This window comes from Streptomyces pseudogriseolus (assembly GCA_002154585.1).
Taxonomy (GTDB): domain Bacteria; phylum Actinomycetota; class Actinomycetes; order Streptomycetales; family Streptomycetaceae; genus Streptomyces; species Streptomyces pseudogriseolus.
Genome location: MUNG01000209.1, coordinates 1 through 20,493 on the forward strand (window position 1 = coordinate 1; position 20,493 = coordinate 20,493).

The 20,493-nt window shown below is 73.6% G+C and carries 19 protein-coding genes and 1 pseudogene; 12 read left to right on the forward strand and 8 right to left on the reverse strand.

Annotated elements, in window-relative coordinates; translation table 11 throughout:
* Window positions 1-13 precede the first annotated feature (13 nt).
* The 7 genes and pseudogenes from CCN29_RS19550 (at window position 14) to CCN29_RS19580 (ending at window position 7,541) form a co-directional block, all read left to right on the forward strand.
* Window positions 14-1,204 (forward strand): alkaline phosphatase family protein, encoded by a 1,191-nt coding sequence (locus CCN29_RS19550; RefSeq protein WP_086683424.1) that lies wholly within the window; start codon window positions 14-16, stop codon window positions 1,202-1,204.
* A gap of 46 nt (window positions 1,205-1,250) precedes the next feature.
* Window positions 1,251-1,901 carry a thymidine kinase gene (locus CCN29_RS19555; RefSeq protein WP_006136407.1) on the forward strand — a complete coding sequence of 217 codons (651 nt, stop codon included), beginning with the start codon at window positions 1,251-1,253 and terminating at the stop codon, window positions 1,899-1,901.
* 87 nt (window positions 1,902-1,988) lie between these two features.
* Window positions 1,989-2,061, forward strand: a pseudogene (locus CCN29_RS19560).
* A 108-nt stretch (window positions 2,062-2,169) separates the two neighbouring features.
* On the forward strand, window positions 2,170-3,306 hold the full coding sequence (locus CCN29_RS19565) for a leucine-rich repeat domain-containing protein (protein WP_031022469.1): 1,137 nt from the start codon (window positions 2,170-2,172) through the stop codon (window positions 3,304-3,306).
* A complete protein-coding gene (locus CCN29_RS19570; RefSeq protein WP_086683412.1) occupies window positions 3,303-5,057 on the forward strand; it encodes an ankyrin repeat domain-containing protein in 1,755 nt (584 codons plus the stop codon). The genes CCN29_RS19565 and CCN29_RS19570 overlap by 4 nt, the downstream gene beginning before the upstream one ends.
* Window positions 5,058-5,142: 85 nt before the next feature.
* The gene (locus tag CCN29_RS19575) at window positions 5,143-6,336 is read left to right on the forward strand and encodes an AAA family ATPase (protein WP_006136404.1); all 1,194 of its coding nucleotides are present in this window, start codon (window positions 5,143-5,145) and stop codon (window positions 6,334-6,336) included.
* 11 nt (window positions 6,337-6,347) lie between these two features.
* Entirely contained in the window at window positions 6,348-7,541 is a 1,194-nt protein-coding gene (locus CCN29_RS19580) for a vWA domain-containing protein (protein ID WP_006136403.1), read from the forward strand.
* 6 nt (window positions 7,542-7,547) lie between these two features.
* Here the strand turns inward: CCN29_RS19580 and CCN29_RS19585 are convergent, their stop codons facing one another.
* Window positions 7,548-8,276 carry an alpha/beta fold hydrolase gene (locus tag CCN29_RS19585; protein ID WP_006136402.1) on the reverse strand — a complete coding sequence of 243 codons (729 nt, stop codon included), beginning with the start codon at window positions 8,274-8,276 and terminating at the stop codon, window positions 7,548-7,550.
* A gap of 151 nt (window positions 8,277-8,427) precedes the next feature.
* On the opposite strand from CCN29_RS19585, the gene CCN29_RS19590 reads away from it, so the two are divergent.
* Entirely contained in the window at window positions 8,428-8,826 is a 399-nt protein-coding gene (locus CCN29_RS19590; RefSeq protein WP_006136401.1) for a winged helix-turn-helix transcriptional regulator, read from the forward strand.
* Between the two features lie 161 nt (window positions 8,827-8,987).
* Here the strand turns inward: CCN29_RS19590 and CCN29_RS19595 are convergent, their stop codons facing one another.
* From CCN29_RS19595 to CCN29_RS19605, 3 genes are all read right to left on the reverse strand, one after another.
* Window positions 8,988-9,734, reverse strand: a complete 747-nt coding sequence (locus CCN29_RS19595; protein ID WP_031022459.1) for an SDR family oxidoreductase — start codon at window positions 9,732-9,734, stop codon at window positions 8,988-8,990.
* A 70-nt stretch (window positions 9,735-9,804) separates the two neighbouring features.
* Window positions 9,805-10,875 (reverse strand): aldo/keto reductase, encoded by a 1,071-nt coding sequence (locus CCN29_RS19600; RefSeq protein ID WP_031022458.1) that lies wholly within the window; start codon window positions 10,873-10,875, stop codon window positions 9,805-9,807.
* A 71-nt stretch (window positions 10,876-10,946) separates the two neighbouring features.
* A complete protein-coding gene (locus tag CCN29_RS19605) occupies window positions 10,947-11,672 on the reverse strand; it encodes an SDR family oxidoreductase (protein WP_086683415.1) in 726 nt (241 codons plus the stop codon).
* Window positions 11,673-11,810: 138 nt separating this feature from the next.
* Here CCN29_RS19605 and CCN29_RS19610 point away from each other — a divergent pair, with 138 nt between their 5' ends.
* A complete protein-coding gene (locus CCN29_RS19610; RefSeq protein ID WP_006136397.1) occupies window positions 11,811-12,374 on the forward strand; it encodes a TetR/AcrR family transcriptional regulator in 564 nt (187 codons plus the stop codon).
* Window positions 12,375-12,471: 97 nt separating this feature from the next.
* Here CCN29_RS19610 and CCN29_RS19615 read toward each other — a convergent pair whose 3' ends face one another.
* On the reverse strand, window positions 12,472-13,239 hold the full coding sequence (locus CCN29_RS19615; protein ID WP_006136396.1) for a VOC family protein: 768 nt from the start codon (window positions 13,237-13,239) through the stop codon (window positions 12,472-12,474).
* A gap of 205 nt (window positions 13,240-13,444) precedes the next feature.
* Between CCN29_RS19615 and CCN29_RS19620 the strand changes: the two genes are divergently transcribed.
* Window positions 13,445-14,293 carry a sulfurtransferase gene (locus CCN29_RS19620; protein ID WP_086683418.1) on the forward strand — a complete coding sequence of 283 codons (849 nt, stop codon included), beginning with the start codon at window positions 13,445-13,447 and terminating at the stop codon, window positions 14,291-14,293.
* Between the two features lie 59 nt (window positions 14,294-14,352).
* On the opposite strand, the gene sepH is transcribed toward CCN29_RS19620, so the two are convergent.
* From sepH to CCN29_RS19635, 3 genes are all read right to left on the reverse strand, one after another.
* The gene (gene sepH / locus CCN29_RS19625; protein ID WP_006136394.1) at window positions 14,353-15,399 is read right to left on the reverse strand and encodes a septation protein SepH; all 1,047 of its coding nucleotides are present in this window, start codon (window positions 15,397-15,399) and stop codon (window positions 14,353-14,355) included.
* A 468-nt stretch (window positions 15,400-15,867) separates the two neighbouring features.
* Entirely contained in the window at window positions 15,868-17,187 is a 1,320-nt protein-coding gene (locus CCN29_RS19630; RefSeq protein ID WP_006136393.1) for a D-arabinono-1,4-lactone oxidase, read from the reverse strand.
* Complete coding sequence (locus tag CCN29_RS19635; RefSeq protein WP_006136392.1) at window positions 17,147-18,385, reverse strand: MFS transporter; 1,239 nt, start codon at window positions 18,383-18,385, stop codon at window positions 17,147-17,149. Before CCN29_RS19635 ends, CCN29_RS19630 begins: the two co-directional genes overlap by 41 nt.
* 157 nt (window positions 18,386-18,542) lie before the next feature.
* Between CCN29_RS19635 and CCN29_RS19640 the strand changes: the two genes are divergently transcribed.
* Window positions 18,543-19,670 (forward strand): ferrochelatase, encoded by a 1,128-nt coding sequence (locus CCN29_RS19640; RefSeq protein ID WP_006136391.1) that lies wholly within the window; start codon window positions 18,543-18,545, stop codon window positions 19,668-19,670.
* 8 nt (window positions 19,671-19,678) lie between these two features.
* Window positions 19,679-20,493 (forward strand): inositol monophosphatase family protein (locus tag CCN29_RS19645; protein ID WP_086683421.1); only part of this gene is annotated, 815 nt, incomplete at its 3' end.

Here is a 20,493-nt window from a genome sequence, read left to right on the forward strand (position 1 = left end):
CGACCGAGGCCCCCTGGCGCCCGACGCCTGGGACACCCACCCGGAGCCCCTCCCCGTCGGCTCCGCGCCCGTCCCCGCCTACGGCACCGGCTCCCTGGCCGACCTGCTGCCCACCCTCGCCGCCGGCCTCGGCGTCCCCGGCATGACCGCGGGCATCGGCGAACTGACCCCCGCCGACCGCAACTGCGTCTTCCTCATCGACGGCCTCGGCTGGGAGCAGCTCAAGGCCCACCCGGAGGAGGCGCCGTTCCTGACGTCCCTGCTGCCCGCCTCGCGCGGCGGCACCGGACGCCCGATCACCGCCGGCTACCCGGCGACCACCGCGACCTCCCTCGCCTCCGTCGGCACCGGCCTGCCCCCGGGCGCCCACGGCCTGCCCGGCTACACCGTGCGCGACCCGAACACCGGCGAGCTGATGAACCAGCTGCGCTGGCAGCCCTGGACCCCGCCGGGCGCCTGGCAGCCGTACCCGACCGTGTTCGAACTGGCGCACCGCGCGGGCGTGCACGCCGCCCAGGTGTCCTCCCCGACCTTCGCCAACACCCCGCTGACCAAGGTCGCGCTGAGCGGCGGCACCTTCCAGGGGAAGCTGTCCGGCGAGGACCGCATGGACGCCGCCGCCGCGCAACTCGCCGCCGCCGACCGCGCCCTGGTCTACACGTACTACGCCGAGGTCGACGGCGCCGGCCACCGCTTCGGCGTCGACTCCGACACCTGGCGCGGCCAGCTCATGTACGTGGACCGCCTGGTGCAGCGGCTCGCCGAGCAACTCCCGCCGCGCAGCGCCCTCTACGTCACCGCCGACCACGGCATGGTCGACATCCCCTTCGACGAGACGCACCGCATCGACTTCGACGAGGACTGGGAGCTGAAGGCGGGCGTCGCCCTGCTCGGCGGCGAGGGCCGCGCGCGGCACGTGTACGCGGTGCCCGGCGCCGCCGGCGACGTGCTGGCGTGCTGGCGCGAGGTGCTCGGCGAGCAGTTCTGGGTCGCCTCCCGCGACGAGGCGATCGCCGCGGGCTGGTTCGGGCCCGAGGTCGACGAGCGCGTGTACCACCGGCTCGGCGACGTGATCGCCGCCGCGCGGGACGACGTCCTCCTCGTCGCCTCCGAGCGGGAGCCCAGGGAGTCGGCGATGGTCGGCAACCACGGTTCCATGACCCCGGCCGAGCAGCTGGTCCCCCTCCTCGAAGTACGCTCCTGACGCGCCGCGTCGTCCCCGCCCCCTGCCGAAAGGTTCCCGACCCCCCATGTCCGAGCTGGTGTTCTTCTGCGGAACGATGGACTGCGGGAAGTCGACCCTCGCTCTGCAGATCGAGCACAACCGGTCGGCGCGCGGCCTGGTCGGCATGATCTTCACCCGCAACGACCGGGCCGGCGAGGGCAAGCTGTCCTCCCGCCTGGGCCTGGTCACCGACGCGGTGGAGGTGGAGGACGGCGCCGACCTGTACGCCCACCTCGTCGACCACCTCTCGCAGGGCCGCCGCGCGGACTACGTGATCGCCGACGAGGCGCAGTTCCTGGCGCCCGAGCAGATCGACCAGCTTGCCCGCGTGGTGGACGACCTGGACCTCGACGTCTATGCCTTCGGCATCACCACCGACTTCCGCTCCAAGCTGTTCCCCGGCTCCCAGCGCCTGGTCGAACTCGCCGACCGGGTCGAGGTGCTCCAGGTCGAGGCCCTGTGCTGGTGCGGCGCCCGCGCCACGCACAACGCCCGCACGGTCGGCGGCGTCATGGTCGTCGAGGGCGCCCAGGTCGTCGTCGGCGACGTCACCGGGTCCGCGGACGAGATCGGCTACGAGGTGCTGTGCCGGCGCCATCACCGGCGCCGGATGACGGCCGCGACGGCGAGGGCGGCGGCGCTGTCGCCGGACGTGCTGCCGGTGTCGCCGGGCTGAGGACACGGCCCGCTCGCCGCCGCACCCCATGTTTTCCAAACAAGTGATCGAACGATGCGTCCGGTCCCGCTATGATCTTCGCCAGGCAAGGCCGTAGCGCAGAGGTCGTCGCGCCCACGCATCAAGCTGGAGGACGTCGGTTCGAATCCGACCGGTCTTGCCGCCCTAGTCGTGGAGAAACGTCGACAGACGTCGGTCCGTCCTGGGCGGGCGGGGGCCGTGCCGCCCCCGGCGGACCGGACACCGGCGACGGACCGGTGGAGTGGTGATGACGCAGCCGACCCCCGTGCGCTGCCCTGCGATCGAGCACCCGGACGTCCCGGCCGCCGATCCCGCGGGACTCGACCCGCTGCTGGCCAGGCTCGGTTCCGGCCGGGCGGTCGAGGACGACGAGGCCTTCCCGCTCGGCACCCTGCGCACCGACGGTCGCGTCGACCTGTGCAAGCAGGGACTGGGAGCCGCGGGCGCCGCCCGGCTCATGCCCGCCGCGGCAGCCTCCCCGCACGCCCGGCACGTCCTGCTCGGCACCAACGCCATCGGCGACGAAGGAGCGACGACCGTCGCCCGCGCCCTCGCCGACGATCACGGACTGCACACGCTCTACCTCGGCTGCAACCGCATCGGCCCCGACGGCGTCACCGCGCTCGCCGACGCGCTCCGCGCCGACGACACCGTCCGCGCCCTCTGGCTCAAGCGCAACCCCGTCGGCGATGACGGCGTCACGGCCCTCGCCGCGATGCTCCGCCGCAACACGGCCCTGCGCACCCTCGACCTGGTCAACACCGGCCTCACCGCGGCGAGTCTGCGCGTCCTGCTCGACGCCCTCACCGGCCGCCCGCACCCGGTGGAACGCCTCTTCCTCGGCGGCAACGGCCTCACCGCCGGCACCGCCGCCCTGCTCGCGGCGCTCATCCGGGAGGCGGGCGTGCGCGAGCTGTACCTGCCCGCCAACCACCTCGGCGACGATGGCGCCGCCGTGCTCGCGGCAGCCGCCGCCGACTCCCGCCACCCGGTGCGGCTCGGCCTCGGCGGCAACGGCATCGGTCCCGCCGGAGCACGCGCCCTCGCCGACGCCCTGGGCGGCATCGAGACGCTCGACCTCGGACGGCCCATGTCGGAACGCAGCCTCGGCGCACCGCCCAACGCCACCGGCGACGACGGCGCCCACGCCCTGGCCTCCGCGCTCCCCGGCAGCCCCCTGCGCCGGCTGGAGCTGCGCCACACCGGCCTCACCGGACGCGGCGCGAAGTCCCTGCTGGCGGCCGTCCCGGACGGCTCGCCCCTGGAGTACGTCGGCCTCGGCCCCGGGCTGCCCCGCAAGGTGAAGCGCTCCTTCACCCGGCGGCTGCGGCCCACGACCGCCGCCCACCCCGACCTGCGCGCGATAGGGAGCGTCTACCGGTGAACCGCCGCACCGCACCCGCGTGCTTCTCGCCGGAGGAGGCGGCGAGCCGGCGCCGTGTCCGCCGGTACGCCGTGCCCCGCCACATGATCGAGCAGGCGGCCGAACGCCGTACCGCGGGCGACTGGCGGGGCGCCTGCGCCGCGGCCCTGGCCGACGTCGACATCGACCTGGCGGAGATCACCGAGCAGTGCGGCCAGGACGTGTCCGCCGCGCTGGAGGACGACCTGCGGCACCTGGTCCCCGACCTGCTGCGCTGGCACCTGCCCCGGCTGCTCCACGGCTGGACCACCCTCGACACCGGGCGCACCGTGGTCCTCGCCCGGTACCGGCCGGTCCGGCCGGACGAAGGCCCGCGCTCCACGCCGTACCTGTACGTCGACACGCCTCCGATGCGGCAAGGGCCGCAGCGGGTCACCCTGCGGTTCGGCACGCTCGGGGACGAGGGCCCGGCCGGCGTCTTCGGCTCCACGACGGACGACTGGCGGTACGCCCGGCACCTGTGGGACGCGCGGCACACCGCCGAACTCCGCGAGCACGCCGGCGGACCCGGTCGGCTGCCCTTCTTCGACGCCGAGGGCCGACCGCTCGCCCCGGACGCGCTGCCCTCCTCGGACCCGGGCCCCGGTGACGCGGCGGCCCGCGCCGAGTGGGTGACGCTGCTGCACGAAAGAGGCGAGGTCGCCGAGGCCTTCGCGGCGGCCGGGATCGACGCCGACCTGACGGCCCCGGCCACCGGACCCCGCTGGTACCGCAGCGATCCGGTGACGGCCGTCGGCAGGCTCGCGCTCGACCACACCCGCCTGGAGCGCGAGATCCGCCGGCTCCGCGGCGAGGGCGTCGGCGACCGCTTCCTGATCTCCGCCGACTGGCGCACGTATCTCCTGCTGGAGCCCACGGCCACGGGTCTGGCGCTGAAGGCCGTGGACCGTGACGAGGCCGAGGGCCTGCCGCTGCTGCCCGAGACGCTGTGGCGCAGGCTTCCCGACCTCGACCTGCTCCGGGTGGGCGGGATCGAGCCGGAGCACCTGCACCCGCTGGTCGGCGCGGCCCTGTTCCCCGGTGTCCGCCCCGAGGGCGGCATCGGCGGCCCGCCGGGCCCCGACGCCCCGCCGCCCGTCCGGGTGCGCTGCCGGGGCGAGTGGCACGAAGTGGGCTTCCGGCCGGGCGGCCTGCTCCGCATGCCGCACAGCGACGAGGAGCAGCAGCGCGAACGGGCCCTGCGCGCGTTCGGCGGCGACGTCGCCGGTTGCTTCGCGGTGGAGCAGACCTGGGCGTCCGGCGAGGGCCGGCTGCCGAAGGCGCTGCACGCCCAGCGCCGCGACCTCTTCCTGCGCGCCCAGCATGGCGACACCGAGGGCGTGCTCCGGCTCCTGGACATGGGCGTGGACCCCCGCGTGTGCGCCGCCTCGGGACGCTCCCTGCTGCATGTCCTCAACCTCCTCGACCACGAGCCGCTGCTGCCCCGTCTGCTCGCGGCGGGGCTCGACCTGGAGGCCCGGGACGCGGAGGCGCGGACCCCGCTGTTCGTGGCGGTCGCCGAGCGCGGCTCCCGCGCCCTCGTGGAGGCGCTGCTCGACGCGGGCGCCCGGATCGACGTCGAGGACCACATGGAGATGTCCCTGGCACACGTCGTCCGCCGGTACCGCCGCCACGACCTGGCCTTCCTCGAGAAGCGCGTACGGGAGGAACACCCGGACGCCGGGGCCGACTGGTGGGACGACCACATGGACAGCCTCGAGGACGACGAGTAGCGCGTCGAGCGCGACCGCCACCGACCCGCACCCGCACCCGCCCCCGCACGGCCCGAGCCCGCCCAGCACAGCGAGGAACCAAGCCTTGACCGCCAGCCCCGCCCCCGACCCGCTGGCCGCCGCCGACGCCCTCGTCGCCCGGCTGCGCGCCCGCCGCACCGAGCCCGCCACCAGCTCGCAACTGGAGGCGCTGGCCCTGGCGGTGACGGCCAACCAGCCCGTCCTGCTGTGGGGCGAACCCGGCATCGGCAAGTCGGCGGGACTGGAGCAGCTCGCCGCCGGACTCGGCCTGCCGCTGGAGACGGTCATCGCGAGCGTCCACGAGCCCTCGGACTTCGCCGGGCTGCCGATCGTCGGCGACGACCCGGCGGCGACGGGCGTGCCCATGGCCCCGCCCGACTGGGCGGTCCGGCTCCGGGACGCCGGGCACGGGCTCCTCTTCTTCGACGAACTGTCCTCCGCGCCCCCGGCCGTGCAGGCGGCGCTGCTGCGCGTGGTGCTGGAACGCCGGGTCGGCAGCCTCGTCCTGCCCGACGCGGTGCGGATCGTCGCCGCCGCCAACCCGCCGTCGAGCGCCGCCGACGGCTGGCATCTCAGCCCGCCGCTCGCCAACCGGTTCGTCCACCTGCACTGGACCCACGACCCGGCCACGGTCGCGCGCGGCATGGCCGGCACCTGGCCGGAGGCCACGATCCCGGTGGTCGACCCCGCCAAGGCCCCCGGCGCCGTGGCGCGGGCGCGCGGCGCCGTCTCCGGTTTCCTCACCGCCCGCCCCGGCCTGGTCCACCAGCTCCCCGGCGACGCCGAGGCCCGGGGCCGCTCCTGGCCGTCACCGCGCACCTGGGAGATGGCGCTGCGGCTGCTGGCGACGGCGTACGCGACCGGCGCGGGCCGTGAGGCGACGGCCGCCGCGCTCACCGGGGCCGTCGGGGACGGCGCGGGCATCGAGCTGCTGTCGTACCTGGAGCACCTCGACCTGCCCGACCCCGAGCGGGTGCTCGCCGACCCCGGCGCGTTCGCGCTGCCGGACCGCGGCGACCGGCAGCTGGCTTTCCTCATCGCGGTGGTGGCCGCCGTCCAGAGCGACCTCACGCGCCCCCGCTGGGAGGCCGCCTGGGTCGTCCTGGCGAAGGCCGTGGACGCGGGCGTGCCGGACGTCGCCGCCCGTGCCGCCACCGACCTCGCGCAGATGCGCCGGCTGGACTGGCCCGTACCGCCCGGCATCGACGCGTTCCTGGACCTGCTCCGGCTGTCCGGCGCCCTGCCCGGCGCCCGTTGAGCCGTACGGGCATGACGGACCCCCGCGGCCGCCTGGACCGCACCAAACTGCTCGCCGCCCGCTACCGCGCGGCGCAGGACCGCCCCTACCTGGCGTCGGCGCTGTACGCCCTCGGCATCGTGGCGAGCGACGAGGTGGAGACGATGGGCGTGGACCGGCACTGGCGCTGCTACGCGTCGCCCGCGTTCGTCGACGCGACCCCTGTCGAGGAGCTCGCGGGCGTGTGGATCCACGAGGTGGCGCACCTGCTGCGCGACCACCACGGCCGCGCGGGCCGGCTCCCCGCCGCCGACCAGCGCGACCACTACCGCGTCAACGTCGCCCAGGACTGCGAGATCAACGACGACCTCCTCGCCGACGGCCTGCGTCTGCCCGCCGGACGCGCGGAGCCCCGCGTCTTCGGCCTGCCCGACGGCCAGTTGTTCGAGGAGTACCTGCCGGCGCTGCCCTCGCACGTACGCGGGCACGACTGCGGCTCGGGCGCCCACGGCATCCCCGCACCATGGGAACTCCCGTCGGCCGAGGGCCCCGGCGGGGTCGGGGCGGCCGAGGCGCAGGCATTGCGCCGGCACACCGCCGAGGCGATGCGCGCCCACCAGCGCTCCCGCGGCACCCTGCCCCACGGCTGGCAGCGCTGGGCCGAGCAGCTCCTGGAACCCACGGTCGACTGGCGGCAGGCCCTGTCCGGCGCGGTACGGGAGGCCGCGGCCTGGGCGGGCGGCGCCGTCGACTACACCTACCGCCGCCCCTCGCGCCGCACCCCCGCGCTGCGCGGCGTGGTCATGCCGAGCCTGCGCCGCCCCCTGCCCCGGGTGGCCGTCGTCGTCGACACCTCGGGCTCGATGGGCGACGCGGAACTCGCCGCCGCGCTGGGCGAGATCACGGGCGTGCTGCGCGAGGTCGGCGTACGGGGCAACCGCGTCACCGTCCTCGCCTGCGACGCCGACGTGCACGCCGTGTCGAGGGTGACGTCCACCGAGCAGGTCACGCTCGGCGGCGGAGGCGGCACGGACATGCGCGTCGGCATCGACGCCGCGCTCGCCGCGCCCGACCGCCCGTCGATCGTGATCGTCCTCACCGACGGTCTCACCCCCTGGCCCGCCGAAACGCCGTCCTGCCGCCTGATCGCGGCCCTGATCGGCGAGGGCGCCCCCGAGCCGCCGCACTGGGTGGAGACGGTGCGGGTCCCGGCCGCCGCGGTCTAGGCGTGCCTAGCCCGCCAGGTCGAGCAGAAGTTCGCTCAGCTCGGCGGGCATCGTGATCATGCAGTCGTGCCCGGTGGGCAGCTCCCGCACCCGCGCCGGCGTCCCGTTCGGCTGAACCGCCGGCACCGGGCGCCGCACGATGCCCTCCGGCGTGGCGCCCACGCAGTGGACGTGTGTGCGCGGCACCTGACGCAGGGCCGGGTTGTCCAGGCGGGCCGGCTGACGCAGGCACAGCACAGGATGGTCGGACAGCATGCCGCGCAGCCACGCCGCGTCCGCCGGGTCGGTCACCCCGAACAGACCGAGCGGCGGCGGCAGTTCCGGCAGCGGCGGGATGCGCCACGGGGTGTCCGAGGAGGCGGCGGCGTCGATCAGCCGCTGTGTCACGGGCTGCGCGTCGACCGCGGTCTCGCCGTGCTCGGGCACCATCGCGTCCAGATACACCAGGTGCGCGACCCGCTCCGGGACCTCGTTGGCCGCGGACGAGATCACCAGGCCCGCGTAGCTGTGGCCGACCAGGATCACGTCGGTCAGGTCCTCGTCCTTGATCAGCCGGACGACGTCCTCGACATGGGTGTCCAGACCCACCTCGGGTCCGAGCAGATGCGCCGTGTCGCCGTAACCGGTCAGCGAGGGCCGGAACACGCGGTGGCCGGCGGCCTCCAGCAGCGGGGCGGTCCGGTCCCAGCACCGGCCGTCGTGCCAGGCGCCGTGGACAAGCAGGTAAGTCGACACAGGGAACCCTTCAGGAGGACGAGGCATGGGGAAGAAGTCGGTTCCCTTCCGTGCCTCGGTACGCTTCGGGAACCGCCCCTTCATCGTGGTGCACGCGCCCGACCCGGGGCAATAAGGCACATTCCGGTGACCCGGTTCCCTGGGGGTAACCATGACCGCGGCCGACGGCCCGTCACCCGCCCCGCCCCTACAGGACCCCTGCCGCACCAGCGACGTCCTCGGCATCGTCGGCGACAAGTGGTCCCTGCTCGTCGTCCGCAACCTCAGCCAGGGCCCGCGCCGCTTCACCGAACTCAAGCGCGCCACCACGGGCATCAGCCAGCGCATGCTGACCGTCACCCTGCGCAGCCTGGAACGCGACGGCATCCTCACCCGAACCGTGCACAACGTCATGCCGCCGCACGTCAGTTACGCGCTCACGCCGATGGGCATGACCCTGCGCGAGGCCACGGCGCCCCTGCTGGAGTGGTCCACGCGCAACCTGGACGGCATCCACGCCGCCCGGGCCGCGTACGACTCACGTGGCGCGACGGCGCCGGACGGGCCCTGACCCACCCGTCGGCGCACCCCGCGGTGTTCGAGCGGCCGCCGTCCGGCGGGGCGAGAACGTCGCCGTGGTCCCACGCGAAACGCTCGGCCGGGGAACCCCCGGCCGAGCGTCTGCGTGGACTGCTCGCGGCCTGATCGACACGACGACGTGGTGCGGCGTGCTCAGAGCTGGGTTTCGCCGCCGTCCACGGCCAGCTCGACGCCGGTGGTGTACGTGGCGTCGAAGGCGAGGAACGCGGCCGCCTTGGCGAACTCTTCGACGGTGCCGTAGCGCTTCATGGGGTTGCTCGCGGTCCGCTCCGCCCTGAACCGGTCGGCGGCCTCTTCGGACAAGTTCATCGTGTCCAGGATCCCCGAGTCGATGGGACCCGGGCTGATCGCGTTGACGCGGATTCCCCGCGGAAGCAGCTCCCGGGAGAAGGAGCGGGCCATCGAGCGCAGCGCCGCCTTGCCGGCCGCGTAGACGCTGGTGTCCACCATGCCGATGACGTTCGCGATCGAGGTGGTGAGGACGATGCCGGCGTTCGCGCTCAGCAGCGGGGCGAGCTTCTGCACGGTGAAGAAGGCGCCCTTGACGTTGATCGCGAACAGCTCGTCGTACACCTCCTCGGTCGTCGACTCGAGGGGCGTGAGAGGGGAGATGCCGGCATTGACGAACAAGGCCTCGATCGAGCCGAGTTCGCTCCTCACCTGGCGGGCGAGCATCTCCAGGTCGGACAGGGAGGCCACGTCCGCCCGGACGGCCACCGCACCGTCGCCGAGCCGCTCGCGTGCCACGTCGAGCTTGGCCTGGGAACGACCGGTGACCACCACGCGGGCTCCGCCTTGCACCAGCAACTCCGCCAGTGCGAGCCCCATGCCGCTGCTGCCCCCCGTGATCACCACATTCTTGTCGCCGTACTCACCCATAGCGAGGTTGCTCCTTCCCTTCGTCACACACATGTCGGTGTATTCCGGATGCCGCCGTTCGGGAGGCGCATCAGCCGAGAGTCTCGATCTTCATGTCGCCCGTGGTGACCGTGCGGATGTGCTCGCTGGCGAGCAGACCGTGCGGGTTGCCGAGGTCGATGGCGCTGGCCTCGTCGAGGCGAGTCAGCTGGGAAGGAGTGAGGTCGACCTGCAAAGCACCCAGGTTGTCCTCCAGCTGCGCGATGGTGCGGGCGCCGACGATGGGTGCCGTCACGCCCGGGGCGTTCAGGGTCCAGGCCAGTGCGACCTGGGCGGGTGTGCGGCCCAGCTCGGAGGCCACCTCCTTCACCGCATCGGCAATGGCGAGGTTGCGGTCGGTGACCCATCCCAGGGCGACGTTGAGGCTCTTGCGGTCGCCGGCGGTTTCCCCGGCGACGGAGCCCGCCCGGTTGCGGTCCTCCCGGCTGTACTTGCCGGTGAGCACCCCGCCGCCCAACGGGGAGAAGGGCACCACGCCGAGTCCCATCTCGCGCGCCATCGGGATCAGGTCACGCTCCGCGGTGCGCTCGATCAGGCTGTACTCGGTCTCCAGCGCGACCAGTGGCGACCAGCCGCGCAGGTCGGCGATCGTCTGCATGCGCGACACCTGCCAGGCCGGGGCGCTGGAGATCGCCACATACAGCACCTTGCCCTGTCTCACCAGGTCGTCCAGGCCCCGCAGGATCTCCTCCACCGGCGTCCTGAAGTCCCATACGTTCACGTAGAGCAGATCGATGTAGTCGGTGTCCAGCTGCCGCAGACTGGCCTCCACCGACGCCACCATGCTCTTGCGGTGAGTACCCCCGGAGTTCGGGTCACCGGGCCGGCGCAGCGTCGAGTACTTCGTCGCCAGCACCATCCTGTCGCGGTCGGTGCGGGCGAATTCGCCGAGCAGTCGCTCGGAGCTGCCGTTGGTGTAGGTGCTGGCGGTGTCGAAGAAGTTGCCGCCGAGCTCGGTGTAGCGGTCGAAGAGCTTGCGCGCCTCGTCGCGTTCGGCGCCCCAGCCCCACTCGGTGCCGAAGGTCGCCGTGCCCAGCGCCAGCGGTGAGACCCGCAGTCCGGAACGGCCCAGCAGCCGATAGGTGTCGAGAGTGAGTGCCATCGTGTTCTCCTGTGCGGTGCGGTTCGTGGCGTACGGGAGGTGCGGTCGGTGATGGTCGGCTCGCCCCGGTCTCAGGCGCCGAGCCCGTAGCCGCCGGCCACGGCGATGTCCTGGCCGGTGATGTAGCCGGCGGCGTCCGAGGCGAGGAAGGCGACTGCTTCCGCGACCTCCTGGCTGGATCCGAAGCGCCCGAAGGGGATCCTCGAGCGCATGGCGTCCCGGCCGCTCCCGGGCACCCCCAGCTTGTCGAGCAGCGGGGTGTCGGTGGCCCCGGGGCTCACGGCGTTGACGCGGATCCTGCGCGGGGCCAGTTCGAGCGCGAGCGAGGGCAGCATGGCCAGCAGCGCGCCGCGTGTCGCCGCCCCCACCGTGGCGCCAGGGCTGCCGCGACGGGATCCGATGCCGACGGTCAGCACGATCGAGCCGCCGTCGTTCATGAGGGGAAGGGCCTTCTGGAGGGTGAAGTACTGGCCCTTGAAGTTGAGGTCGGCGTGCTCGTCGAACGATTCCTCCGTCACCTCGGTGACCGGTGCCGGACGGAAGATCCCGGCGTTGAGGAAGAGCAGGTCCAGCGATCCGAACCGCGCCGACACCGCTGACATCAGGGCGTCGGTGTCGGAGAGCACGCGCCCGTCGGACCGGACGACGAGCACGTCGCCGGGGAGCTCGGATCGTGCCCGTGCGAGGGAATCGGGATTCTGTCCGGTGACCGCGACCTGGTAACCGCGGGCGTGCAGCAGCTCGGCCGTCGCTCTCCCGATCCCGGTCGTTCCCCCGGTGATGAGTGCTGTGGGCATGGCGAACCTTTCGTCGCTGAGGCGATGGGTGGGATCACCCGTAACCGGGGAACTCCCCGGTTTCCTCACCGTACACTGAACCGGGGACATCCCCGAATCGTTCCCGAGTCTCATCCGGCACTCACGATCGCGAAGGTCATGACACCTCCACGCAGCACCCTGCGCGCCGACGCGCAGCGCAACCGCGAGCAGTTGATCGCCACGGCCGCCGAAGCCTTCGCGTCCGGACGCGCGATCTCGCTGGACGCGATCGCCAAACGCGCTGGAGTGGGCAACGCCACCCTGTACCGGCACTTCCCCACCCGAGAGGATCTGGTCGAAGAGGTCTACCGGGACCAGATCCGGCCCTTGCGCGAAGACGCGCGCACCCTGCTGGCCACCGAGCCACCCGCTCAGGCCCTTCACGCGTGGATGCTCCGGTTCGCCGACTGGGCCGGTGAACGACGCGGTATCTGCGAGGCCCTGGTCGCCATGAGCGCTTCCGGCCGCTTCGGCACCGGACCGGTCTGCGACGAGGTTCAGCAGATCCTGGCGATGGTGCTCGAGGCCGGCGCCACAGCAGGGGAACTGCGCAGCGACATCGATCCGGTCGCGGTGGGCGGCATCCTCGCGGGTCTGCTCTCCGTGGCCGGCGCACCCGAGCAGCGCCCCCAGTTGCGCCGCATGCTGGACGTCGTCGTCGACGGACTCAGGCTCCGCTGAGCGGTACGCCGACGGTCCGGTGCCGTGGCCGCGGCGGTCGGGGCGTACGGCGGGTGCACGGACCTGACGAGCCGTTCGGGCGCTGCCGTACCGCGCGTCAGCGCGGCGTCCGCACCACCGCGAACCGCGCCCCCTCCGGGTCCGCCACCGTGGCGACCCGGCCGTGTTCCGTGTTCCGAGGGCCGGCGAGGATCTGGCCGCCGAGGTCGAGCACCTGGGCCGCCGCGTCGTCGGTGTCCGCCACCGTGAAGTACGTCGTCCAGTGCGGGCCCCGGTCGCGGGGGAGGGCGTTGCCCAGGCCGTGGACGCCGGTCACCGGGCGGCCGTCCAGGCGCAGCGTGACGTAGTCCAGGTCGGCGGAGACGACCGGGTCCTCGTCGTAACCGAACACCGTCTCGTAGAACTTGGCCACGTTCGTCGTCTCGTAGGTGGCCAGTTCGTTCCACGCCGGGGTGCCGGGCCGGCCGGTGGCGGCCGGGGCCGCCCCGTCGGCCGACTGCCAGATGCCGAAGACCGCGCCGCTCGGGTCCGAGGCGAGCGCCAGGCGACCCGCGTCGGCGGCGTCCAGCGGCCCCACGCCCACGGTCCCGCCGCACGAACGCACCGCCTCGGCCGTCACGTCCACGTCGTCCGAGGCGAAGTAGGGCGTCCACGCCACGGGCAGCCGCCGGTCCGGGGGCAGCACCCCGATCCCGGCCACCGGCCGCCCGTCGAGCTCGGCACGCACGTACGGGCCCAGCGGCCGTGCGACGGGCCGGAACTCCCAGCCGAACAGCGCCCCGTAGAACTGCTCGGTCGCGTCGAGTCCGCGCACCGTCAGGCTCACCCAGCAGGGTGTGCCGGGCGTGTGCCGTGCGTCGGTCATCGTCACTCTCTTCTCGGCCGCCCGTACGTCGGCCGTGTCCGCTCGCCCCTGCGGGGCCGTCCCGTGCCGGCCCGGCGGATCGTTCCCGCAGCGCAGCCGGCACCGTATGTGCCCGATCCCGTACGCGCGGTGACCGGATGTGCCCGGCCGAGCAGAGTAGCCGGACCGGGACGAGTCGGCCACCCCGTGCGCGAGGATGGTGACCATGAACGCCATCATCTCCGCCTCCGAACTCGCGGACGCGCTGTGCGCGGAGCGTCCTCCGGTGCTGCTCGACGTCCGCTGGCAGCTCAGCACGGCCGCCGCGACCGGCGAGCCGTTCGACGGCCGCGCCGCCTACGCCTCCGGCCACATCCCTGGCGCCGTCTTCGTCGACCTGGACCGCGAACTGGCCTCCCCGCCGGGCCCGCGGGGACGCCATCCGCTGCCGGACCTGGACGTGTTCGGCGCCGCGATGCGGCGCGCCGGGGTGTCCGCCGGGACGCCCGTGGTCGCGTACGACGGCGGCATCGGCTGGGCGGCGGCCCGCGCCTGGTGGCTGCTGCGGTGGACCGGCCACCCGGACGTACGGGTCCTGGACGGCGGACTGCCCGCCTGGGACGGCCCGACGGAGACGGCGGCGCCCGTGCCGGCCGAGGGCGACTTCGTGCCGAAGCCGGCGGACGGCGCGGTGCTGGACGCGGACGGCGCGGCGGCGCTGGCGCGTGCGGGGGTGCTGCTGGACGCGCGTGCGGGGGAGCGGTACCGGGGCGAGGTGGAGCCCATCGACCCCGTCGGCGGCCACATCCCGGGCGCGCTGTCCGCCCCGACCTCGGACAACGTGGGCCCGGACGGCCGCTTCCGCCCCGCCGCCGAACTGCGCGCACGCTTCGGCGAGCTGGGCGCGACGCCGGACGTCCCGGTCGGCGTGTACTGCGGCTCGGGCGTGTCGGCCGCGCACGAGGTGCTGGCACTGGAGATCGCCGGCGTCCCGGCGTCGCTCTACGTCGGCTCCTGGTCGGAGTGGACCTCGGACCCGGAGCGGCCGGTCGCGGTGGGGCCGGATCCGCGGTAGGGAAACAGCCCTTCCGGCGTTCGAGGAGCGGGGTCCGGGGCGGAGCCCCGGAAACCCGACTACTCCTGCTTCTTGCGCCGCGTACCGAACACGATCTCGTCCCAGCTCGGCACCGCCGCACGGCGGCCGGGGCGGACGCCGTCCGCCTCGGCCTGCCGGTCGGTGGAGCCGATGAGCCGGTCCCGGTGACCGCCCACCGAACGGGGCATCAGCACGTCCGCGTACGCGGAGCCCGCGGACGCGGCGGGCGCCGGCGGCTCCTCCGCCTCGGGCTCCGACTCCAACTCCTCCGCGGCCGGTTCGGTGCGCTCCGGCACCACCAGGTCGCCCCGGAAGCTCGGTACGGCCTCCAGCAGGCTGGTCAGCGAGTCCCGTTCGCCGGAGGCGGTGGCCGCCGTGGACTCCTCGGGCGGCTCGGACGCCTGGGCGGGCAGGCTGGGCCGCTCGCGGTCGGCGGGGCGGTCCAGCGGGCGGTCGCGCGGCAGCCGGGCGATGCGCGGCACGAACGGGAAGCTGGGCTCGGGCGCCGCGAGGTCGTCGGACTCGCCGATCAGCGAGCGGGCCTCGTCGTCGACGGCCTGGACGAGCCGCCGGGGCGGGTCGTACGTCCAGCTCGCCGAGTGCGGCTCGCCCGCCACCCGGTAGACCAGCAGGACCTCCCAGGTGCCGTCGTCGCGGCGCCAGGAGTCCCACTGCACGGTGTCCTTCTCGGCGCCCCGCAGCAGCAGCCGCTCCTGCACGGTCTCGCCCAGCGGGGGACCGGAGTTCTCACCGGGGCGGCGCACCGGCGTCTTGCGGGCGCGCTCGGCCATGAAGGCGCGCTCGGCGAGGACGGGGCCCTCGAAGCGCCGTACGCGGTCCACGGGGATGCCGGCCATCTGCGCGACCTCTTCCGCGGTCGCGCCCGCCCTTATACGGGCCTGGATGTCGCGGGGGCGGAGGTGGCTCTCCACCTCGATCTCGATCTGGCCGAGGCGGGGACGGTCGCCGCGCACGGCGGCGCGGAGCCGTTCGTCGATCGGAAGCGTGTACTCCGTGCTGTCCGCAGCCTTCAGCACCAGCCGTGTGCCGTCATTCGAGACGGCCACGACACGCAGTTCGGGCATGGGGACCTCCCGGGTGGTGCCTGCCGACGTCACGTGCGTCGCTGCTTCCGCTAGTCGAGTGTGGCCTGCCCGGGTGCAGCCTGCCACAACCTTGCCGAGTTGCCCGGCGTGTCGGGCGCGGGCCCTGGATCGCCGTTATGGCACGGTGACCTGTTCGCAACGCTAAGTGACCAAATGCGTCACCCTGTGCAACTAGCCCCCTCCCGGCGGTCCTCCGCGGACCCGGGCACCCTGACGGGAGTCCGGACCCAGGGCTCGCAACAGTACTCCATTTGGGCCACGTGCGTGGATTGGCACGCCGTGCGAGTTCGCGCAAGGGGCGGGACCTGGCCGCCGTTGTCCGCCTCATCCACCCCCGGACGTGGGGGACTTGTAAGGAACTTCACGCAATCACCGGAAACGGAGGCAATGTCCGCGCGTCGAGAATCGGGCGTCCAGGATGAAGCACCCCGGACCGGGCGCCCCGGCTCACGCGCCCAGCACCCGCCGCAAGTAGTCGTTGCGGAAACGCCGTTCCGGGTCCAGCCGGTCCCGCAGCGCGACGAATTCACCGAAACGCGGATACACCCGTGAGAGGTACTCGGCGTCACGCGTGTGGATCTTCCCCCAATGGGGTCGTCCCTCGTGCGCGGTGAAGATGCGCTCGGCGGCGGTGAAGTACCGCTGGTACGGCGTCCCCTTGACCATGTGCACCGCCACATAGGCGCTCTCCCGGCCGGACGCCGTGGACAGGGTGATGTCGTCGGCCGGCGCGGTGCGCACCTCGACCGGGAAGCTCACCCGCAGCGGGGACCGGTCCACCATCGCCTTCAGCTCCCGCAGCGTGTCCACGAGCGCCTCGCGCGGCACGGCGTACTCCATCTCCACGAAGCGCACCCGGCGCGGGGAGGTGAAGACCTTGTAGGGGATGTCGGTGTAGGTCCGCGCGGACAGCGCGCGGCTGGAGATCTGCGCGATGGCCGGAATCGTCGCCGGCGCGGCGCGGCCCACCCAGTTGACGGCCTGGAAGACGCCGTTGGAGAGGAACTCGTCCTCGAACCAGGCGCGCAGCGGCGGCACCGGACGCTCCGGGCCCGCGCCGCGGTTGTTGCGCTTGGTGTTGGTGTTGCCGGTGTGCGGGAACCAGTAGAACTCGAAGTGCTCGTTCTCGGCGTACAGCGCGTCGAACTCGGCGCACACCCGGTCGAACGGCATGGGCTCCTCGCGCGCGTTGAGCAGGAACAGCGGTTCCACGGCGAAGGTGAGGGCGGTGACGATGCCGAGGGCGCCGAGGCCGATCCGGGCGGCGGCGAAGACGTCCGGGTTCTCCTTCTCGGAGCAGGTGAGCACCGAGCCGTCGGCGGTGACCAGTTCGAGGCCCTTGATCTGGGCGGCGATGGAGGCGGACTCCCGGCCGGTGCCGTGGGTGCCGGTGCTGGTGGCCCCGGAGACCGTCTGCTCCATGATGTCGCCCATGTTGGTCAGCGACAGCCCCTCGCGCGCGAGGGCGACGTTGAGGCGCTTCAGCGGGGTGCCCGCCTCGACCGTGACGGTGCCCGCCTCGCGGTCGATCCTCCGGATCCCCGTCAGCAGCTGAGGGCGTACCAGCAGGCCGTCGGTCGCCGCTATGGAGGTGAAGGAGTGGCCGGTGCCGACGGCCTTCACCGGCAGCCCGTCCTCGGCGGCCCGGCGCACGGCGGCGGCCAGTTCGTCGACGGAGGCGGGCGTGACCTCCCGGGCCGGCCGGACGGAGACGGTGCCTCCCCAGTTACGCCACGTGCCGTTCCTCGTGCTCGTCGTGCTGCCCAACGGAGCCTCCCCGACCCGGCGCCGGCCGCTTGAGCCGGCGGTACCCGAGGAAACCGACCGCGACCGCGACGGCCCCGGCGGCCGCCGGCACCCCGTACCCGGCGCGCGCCCCGGCCGCGTCGATCACCCAGCCGCCCGCTGAGGAACCGAGGGCGACGCCGACCGCGAGCCCGGTGCTCACCCAGGTCATGCCCTCGGTGAGCTGCGCGCGAGGTACGTGCTCTTCGATGAGGGACATGGTCGTGATCATCGTGGGAGCGATGGACAGACCCGCAACGAACAGCGCCACGGCCAGAAACGGCAAGTTTCCGACCAGTAGGAGTGGGATCATACTCACGGCCATCGCGCAAACGCCCAGCAACCACCGACGTTCCGGCGCCCCCGCGAAGTGCAGCAGCCCGAACACCAGACCGGCCACGCAGGAACCCAGGGCGTACACCGCGAGCACCAGGCTGGCCGCGGCCTTGTGCCCCTCCTCCTCGGCGAAGGCGACCGTCACCACGTCCACCGAGCCGAAGATCGTGCCCGTCGCCGCGAACGTCACCACCAGCACCTGCAGTCCGCGCGAACGCAGCGCCGTGCCGCCGCCCTTGCGCTCGCGCGGGTGCGGCTCCGGTTCGGTGGCGCGCTGCGCGGTCAGCCAGAAGACGCCGGCCGCCAGGAAACAGGCGGCCAGCAGCGGGCCGGCCTCCGGGAACCACGCCGTGGACAGGCCGATGGAGACGATCGGGCCGACGATGAAGCACACCTCGTCGACCACCGACTCGAACGAGTAGGCGGTGTGCAGGCTCGGCGTGCCGCGGTACAGCGCCGCCCAGCGGGCCCGGACCATCGCGCCGAGGCTCGGCACGCACCCGATCCCCACGCACGCGGCGAACAGCACCCACTCGGGCCACGAGAGGCGGACGGCGAGCAGCAGCACCGCGGCCGCGGACAGCGACAGCAGCGTGGCCGGACGCAGCACCCGGCGCTGCCCGTACTGGTCCACCAGCCGCGAGACCTGAGGGCCCGCCAGCGCGGCGGACAGCGCGATGGTCGCCGAGAGGGCGCCCGCCAGCCCGTACCGGCCGGTCACCTGGGAGATCATCGTGACGACGCCGATGCCCGTCATGGACAGCGGCAGGCGGCCGAGGAACCCCGCGGCGGAGAAGGCCTTGCTGCCGGGGGCGGCGAACAGGGCGCGATAGGGGCTGGACACGGCTGCTCCGGAAGATCGGTACAGATCAGTAAGGTGCTGTCGCAGTCGATACAGATTACCGGCGGTGTCACCCGTTCGCGCCGGTGATCTCCGGCACCTTCCGGGCACATCCCCGGCCCCCGTCCCCGCTGTCGGCGCCGGGTGGGAGGATCGAGACATGTCTGACGTGCTCGATGCCAGTCCCTACGACGCCCTGCTCCTGCTCTCCTTCGGCGGCCCGGAAGGCCCGGACGACGTCGTCCCGTTCCTGGAGAACGTGACGCGCGGGCGGGGCATCCCCAAGGAACGCCTCAAGGAGGTCGGACAGCACTACTTCCTCTTCGGCGGGGTCAGCCCCATCAACGACCAGAACCGCGCCCTGCTGCACGCGCTGCGCAAGGACTTCGCCGAGCACGGCCTGGACCTGCCGGTGTACTGGGGCAACCGCAACTGGGCGCCCTATCTCACCGACACCCTCCGCGACATGGTCCGCGACGGCCACCGCCGCGTCCTGGTCCTCGCCACCAGCGCCTACGCCTCCTACTCCGGCTGCCGCCAGTACCGCGAGAACCTCGCCGACGCGCTCGCCACGCTGAAGGAGGAGGGGCTGGAGCTGCCGGCGGTCGACAAGCTGCGGCACTACTTCAACCACCCCGGCTTCGTCGAACCCATGGTCGACGGCGTGCTCCGGTCGCTCGCCGACCTCCCCGAGGACGTCCGGGACGGCGCGCACATCGCCTTCTGCACCCACTCCATCCCCACCGCCGCCGCGGACACCTCCGGCCCCGTCGAGGCCCACGGCGACGGCGGCGCGTACGTCGCGCAGCACCTGGACGTGGCGCGGCTGATCGCCGACGCCGTCCGCGAGCGCACGGGTGTGGACCACCCCTGGCAGCTCGTCTACCAGTCCCGCTCCGGTGCCCCGCACATCCCGTGGCTGGAGCCCGACATCTGCGACCACCTCGAGGAGCGGAAGGCCGCCGGCGTGCCGGCCGTCGTCATGGCCCCCATCGGCTTCGTCTCCGACCACATGGAGGTCCTGTACGACCTCGACACCGAGGCCACGGCCAAGGCGGAGGAGCTGGGCCTGCCGGTGCGCCGCTCGGCGACCGTCGGCGACGACCCGCGGTTCGCCGCCGCCGTCCGCGAGCTGATCCTGGAGCGCGCCACCGCCGAACGGGGGCAGGACGCCACGCCGTGCGCCCTGGGCGCGCTCGGCGCGAGCCACGACCTGTGCCCGGTGGGCTGCTGCCCGGCCCGCGCCCCGCGCCCCGCCGCCGCGGGCGCCGACAGCCCTTACGCATGAGGAGCACCGTGACCGACCCCCTGCACGCGGAACTGCTGGACCTCGCCCGGGAGGCCGCCCGGCGCGCGGGCGAGCTGCTGCGCGACGGCCGCCCGGCCGACCTCGCGGTCGCCGCCACCAAGTCCAGCTCGGTCGACGTCGTCACCGAGATGGACATCGCGGCGGAGAAGCTGATCACCGGGCTGATCGCCGAGCGCCGCCCGGACGACGGCGTCCTCGGCGAGGAGGGCGCCTCCACGGCCGGCAGCAGCGGCGTCCGCTGGGTGATCGACCCCCTCGACGGCACGGTGAACTACCTGTACGGGCTGCCCACCTGGGCCGTCTCCGTCGCGGCCGAGCAGGACGGCGTCACCGTCGCCGGCGCGGTGTTCGCCCCGATGCGCGGCGAGGCGTACCACGCGGTGCTGGGCGGCGGCGCGTGGGCCACGGGCGCGTGGGAGGGCGAGCGGCGCCTGGCCTGCCGGCCGTCGCCGCCGCTGGACCAGGCGCTGGTCTCCACCGGCTTCAACTACGTCACCGACGTCCGCGCCCACCAGGCCGACGTCGTCCGCCGGCTGGTCCCCCTGGTGCGGGACATCCGCCGCGGCGGCTCGGCGGCGATCGACCTCTGCGACGTGGCGGCGGGCCGTCTCGACGGCTACTACGAACGCGGCCTGCACCCGTGGGACCTGGCGGCGGGCGCCCTGATAGCCCGAGAAGCCGGCGCCCTCACCTCCGCCCGCCACCCCGGCACCCCACCCTCCAACGACCTCACGGTGGCAGCCTCCCCAGGCGTCTTCACCCCCCTGCTCGCCCTGCTGGACGAGTTCGGAGCATGGCACGA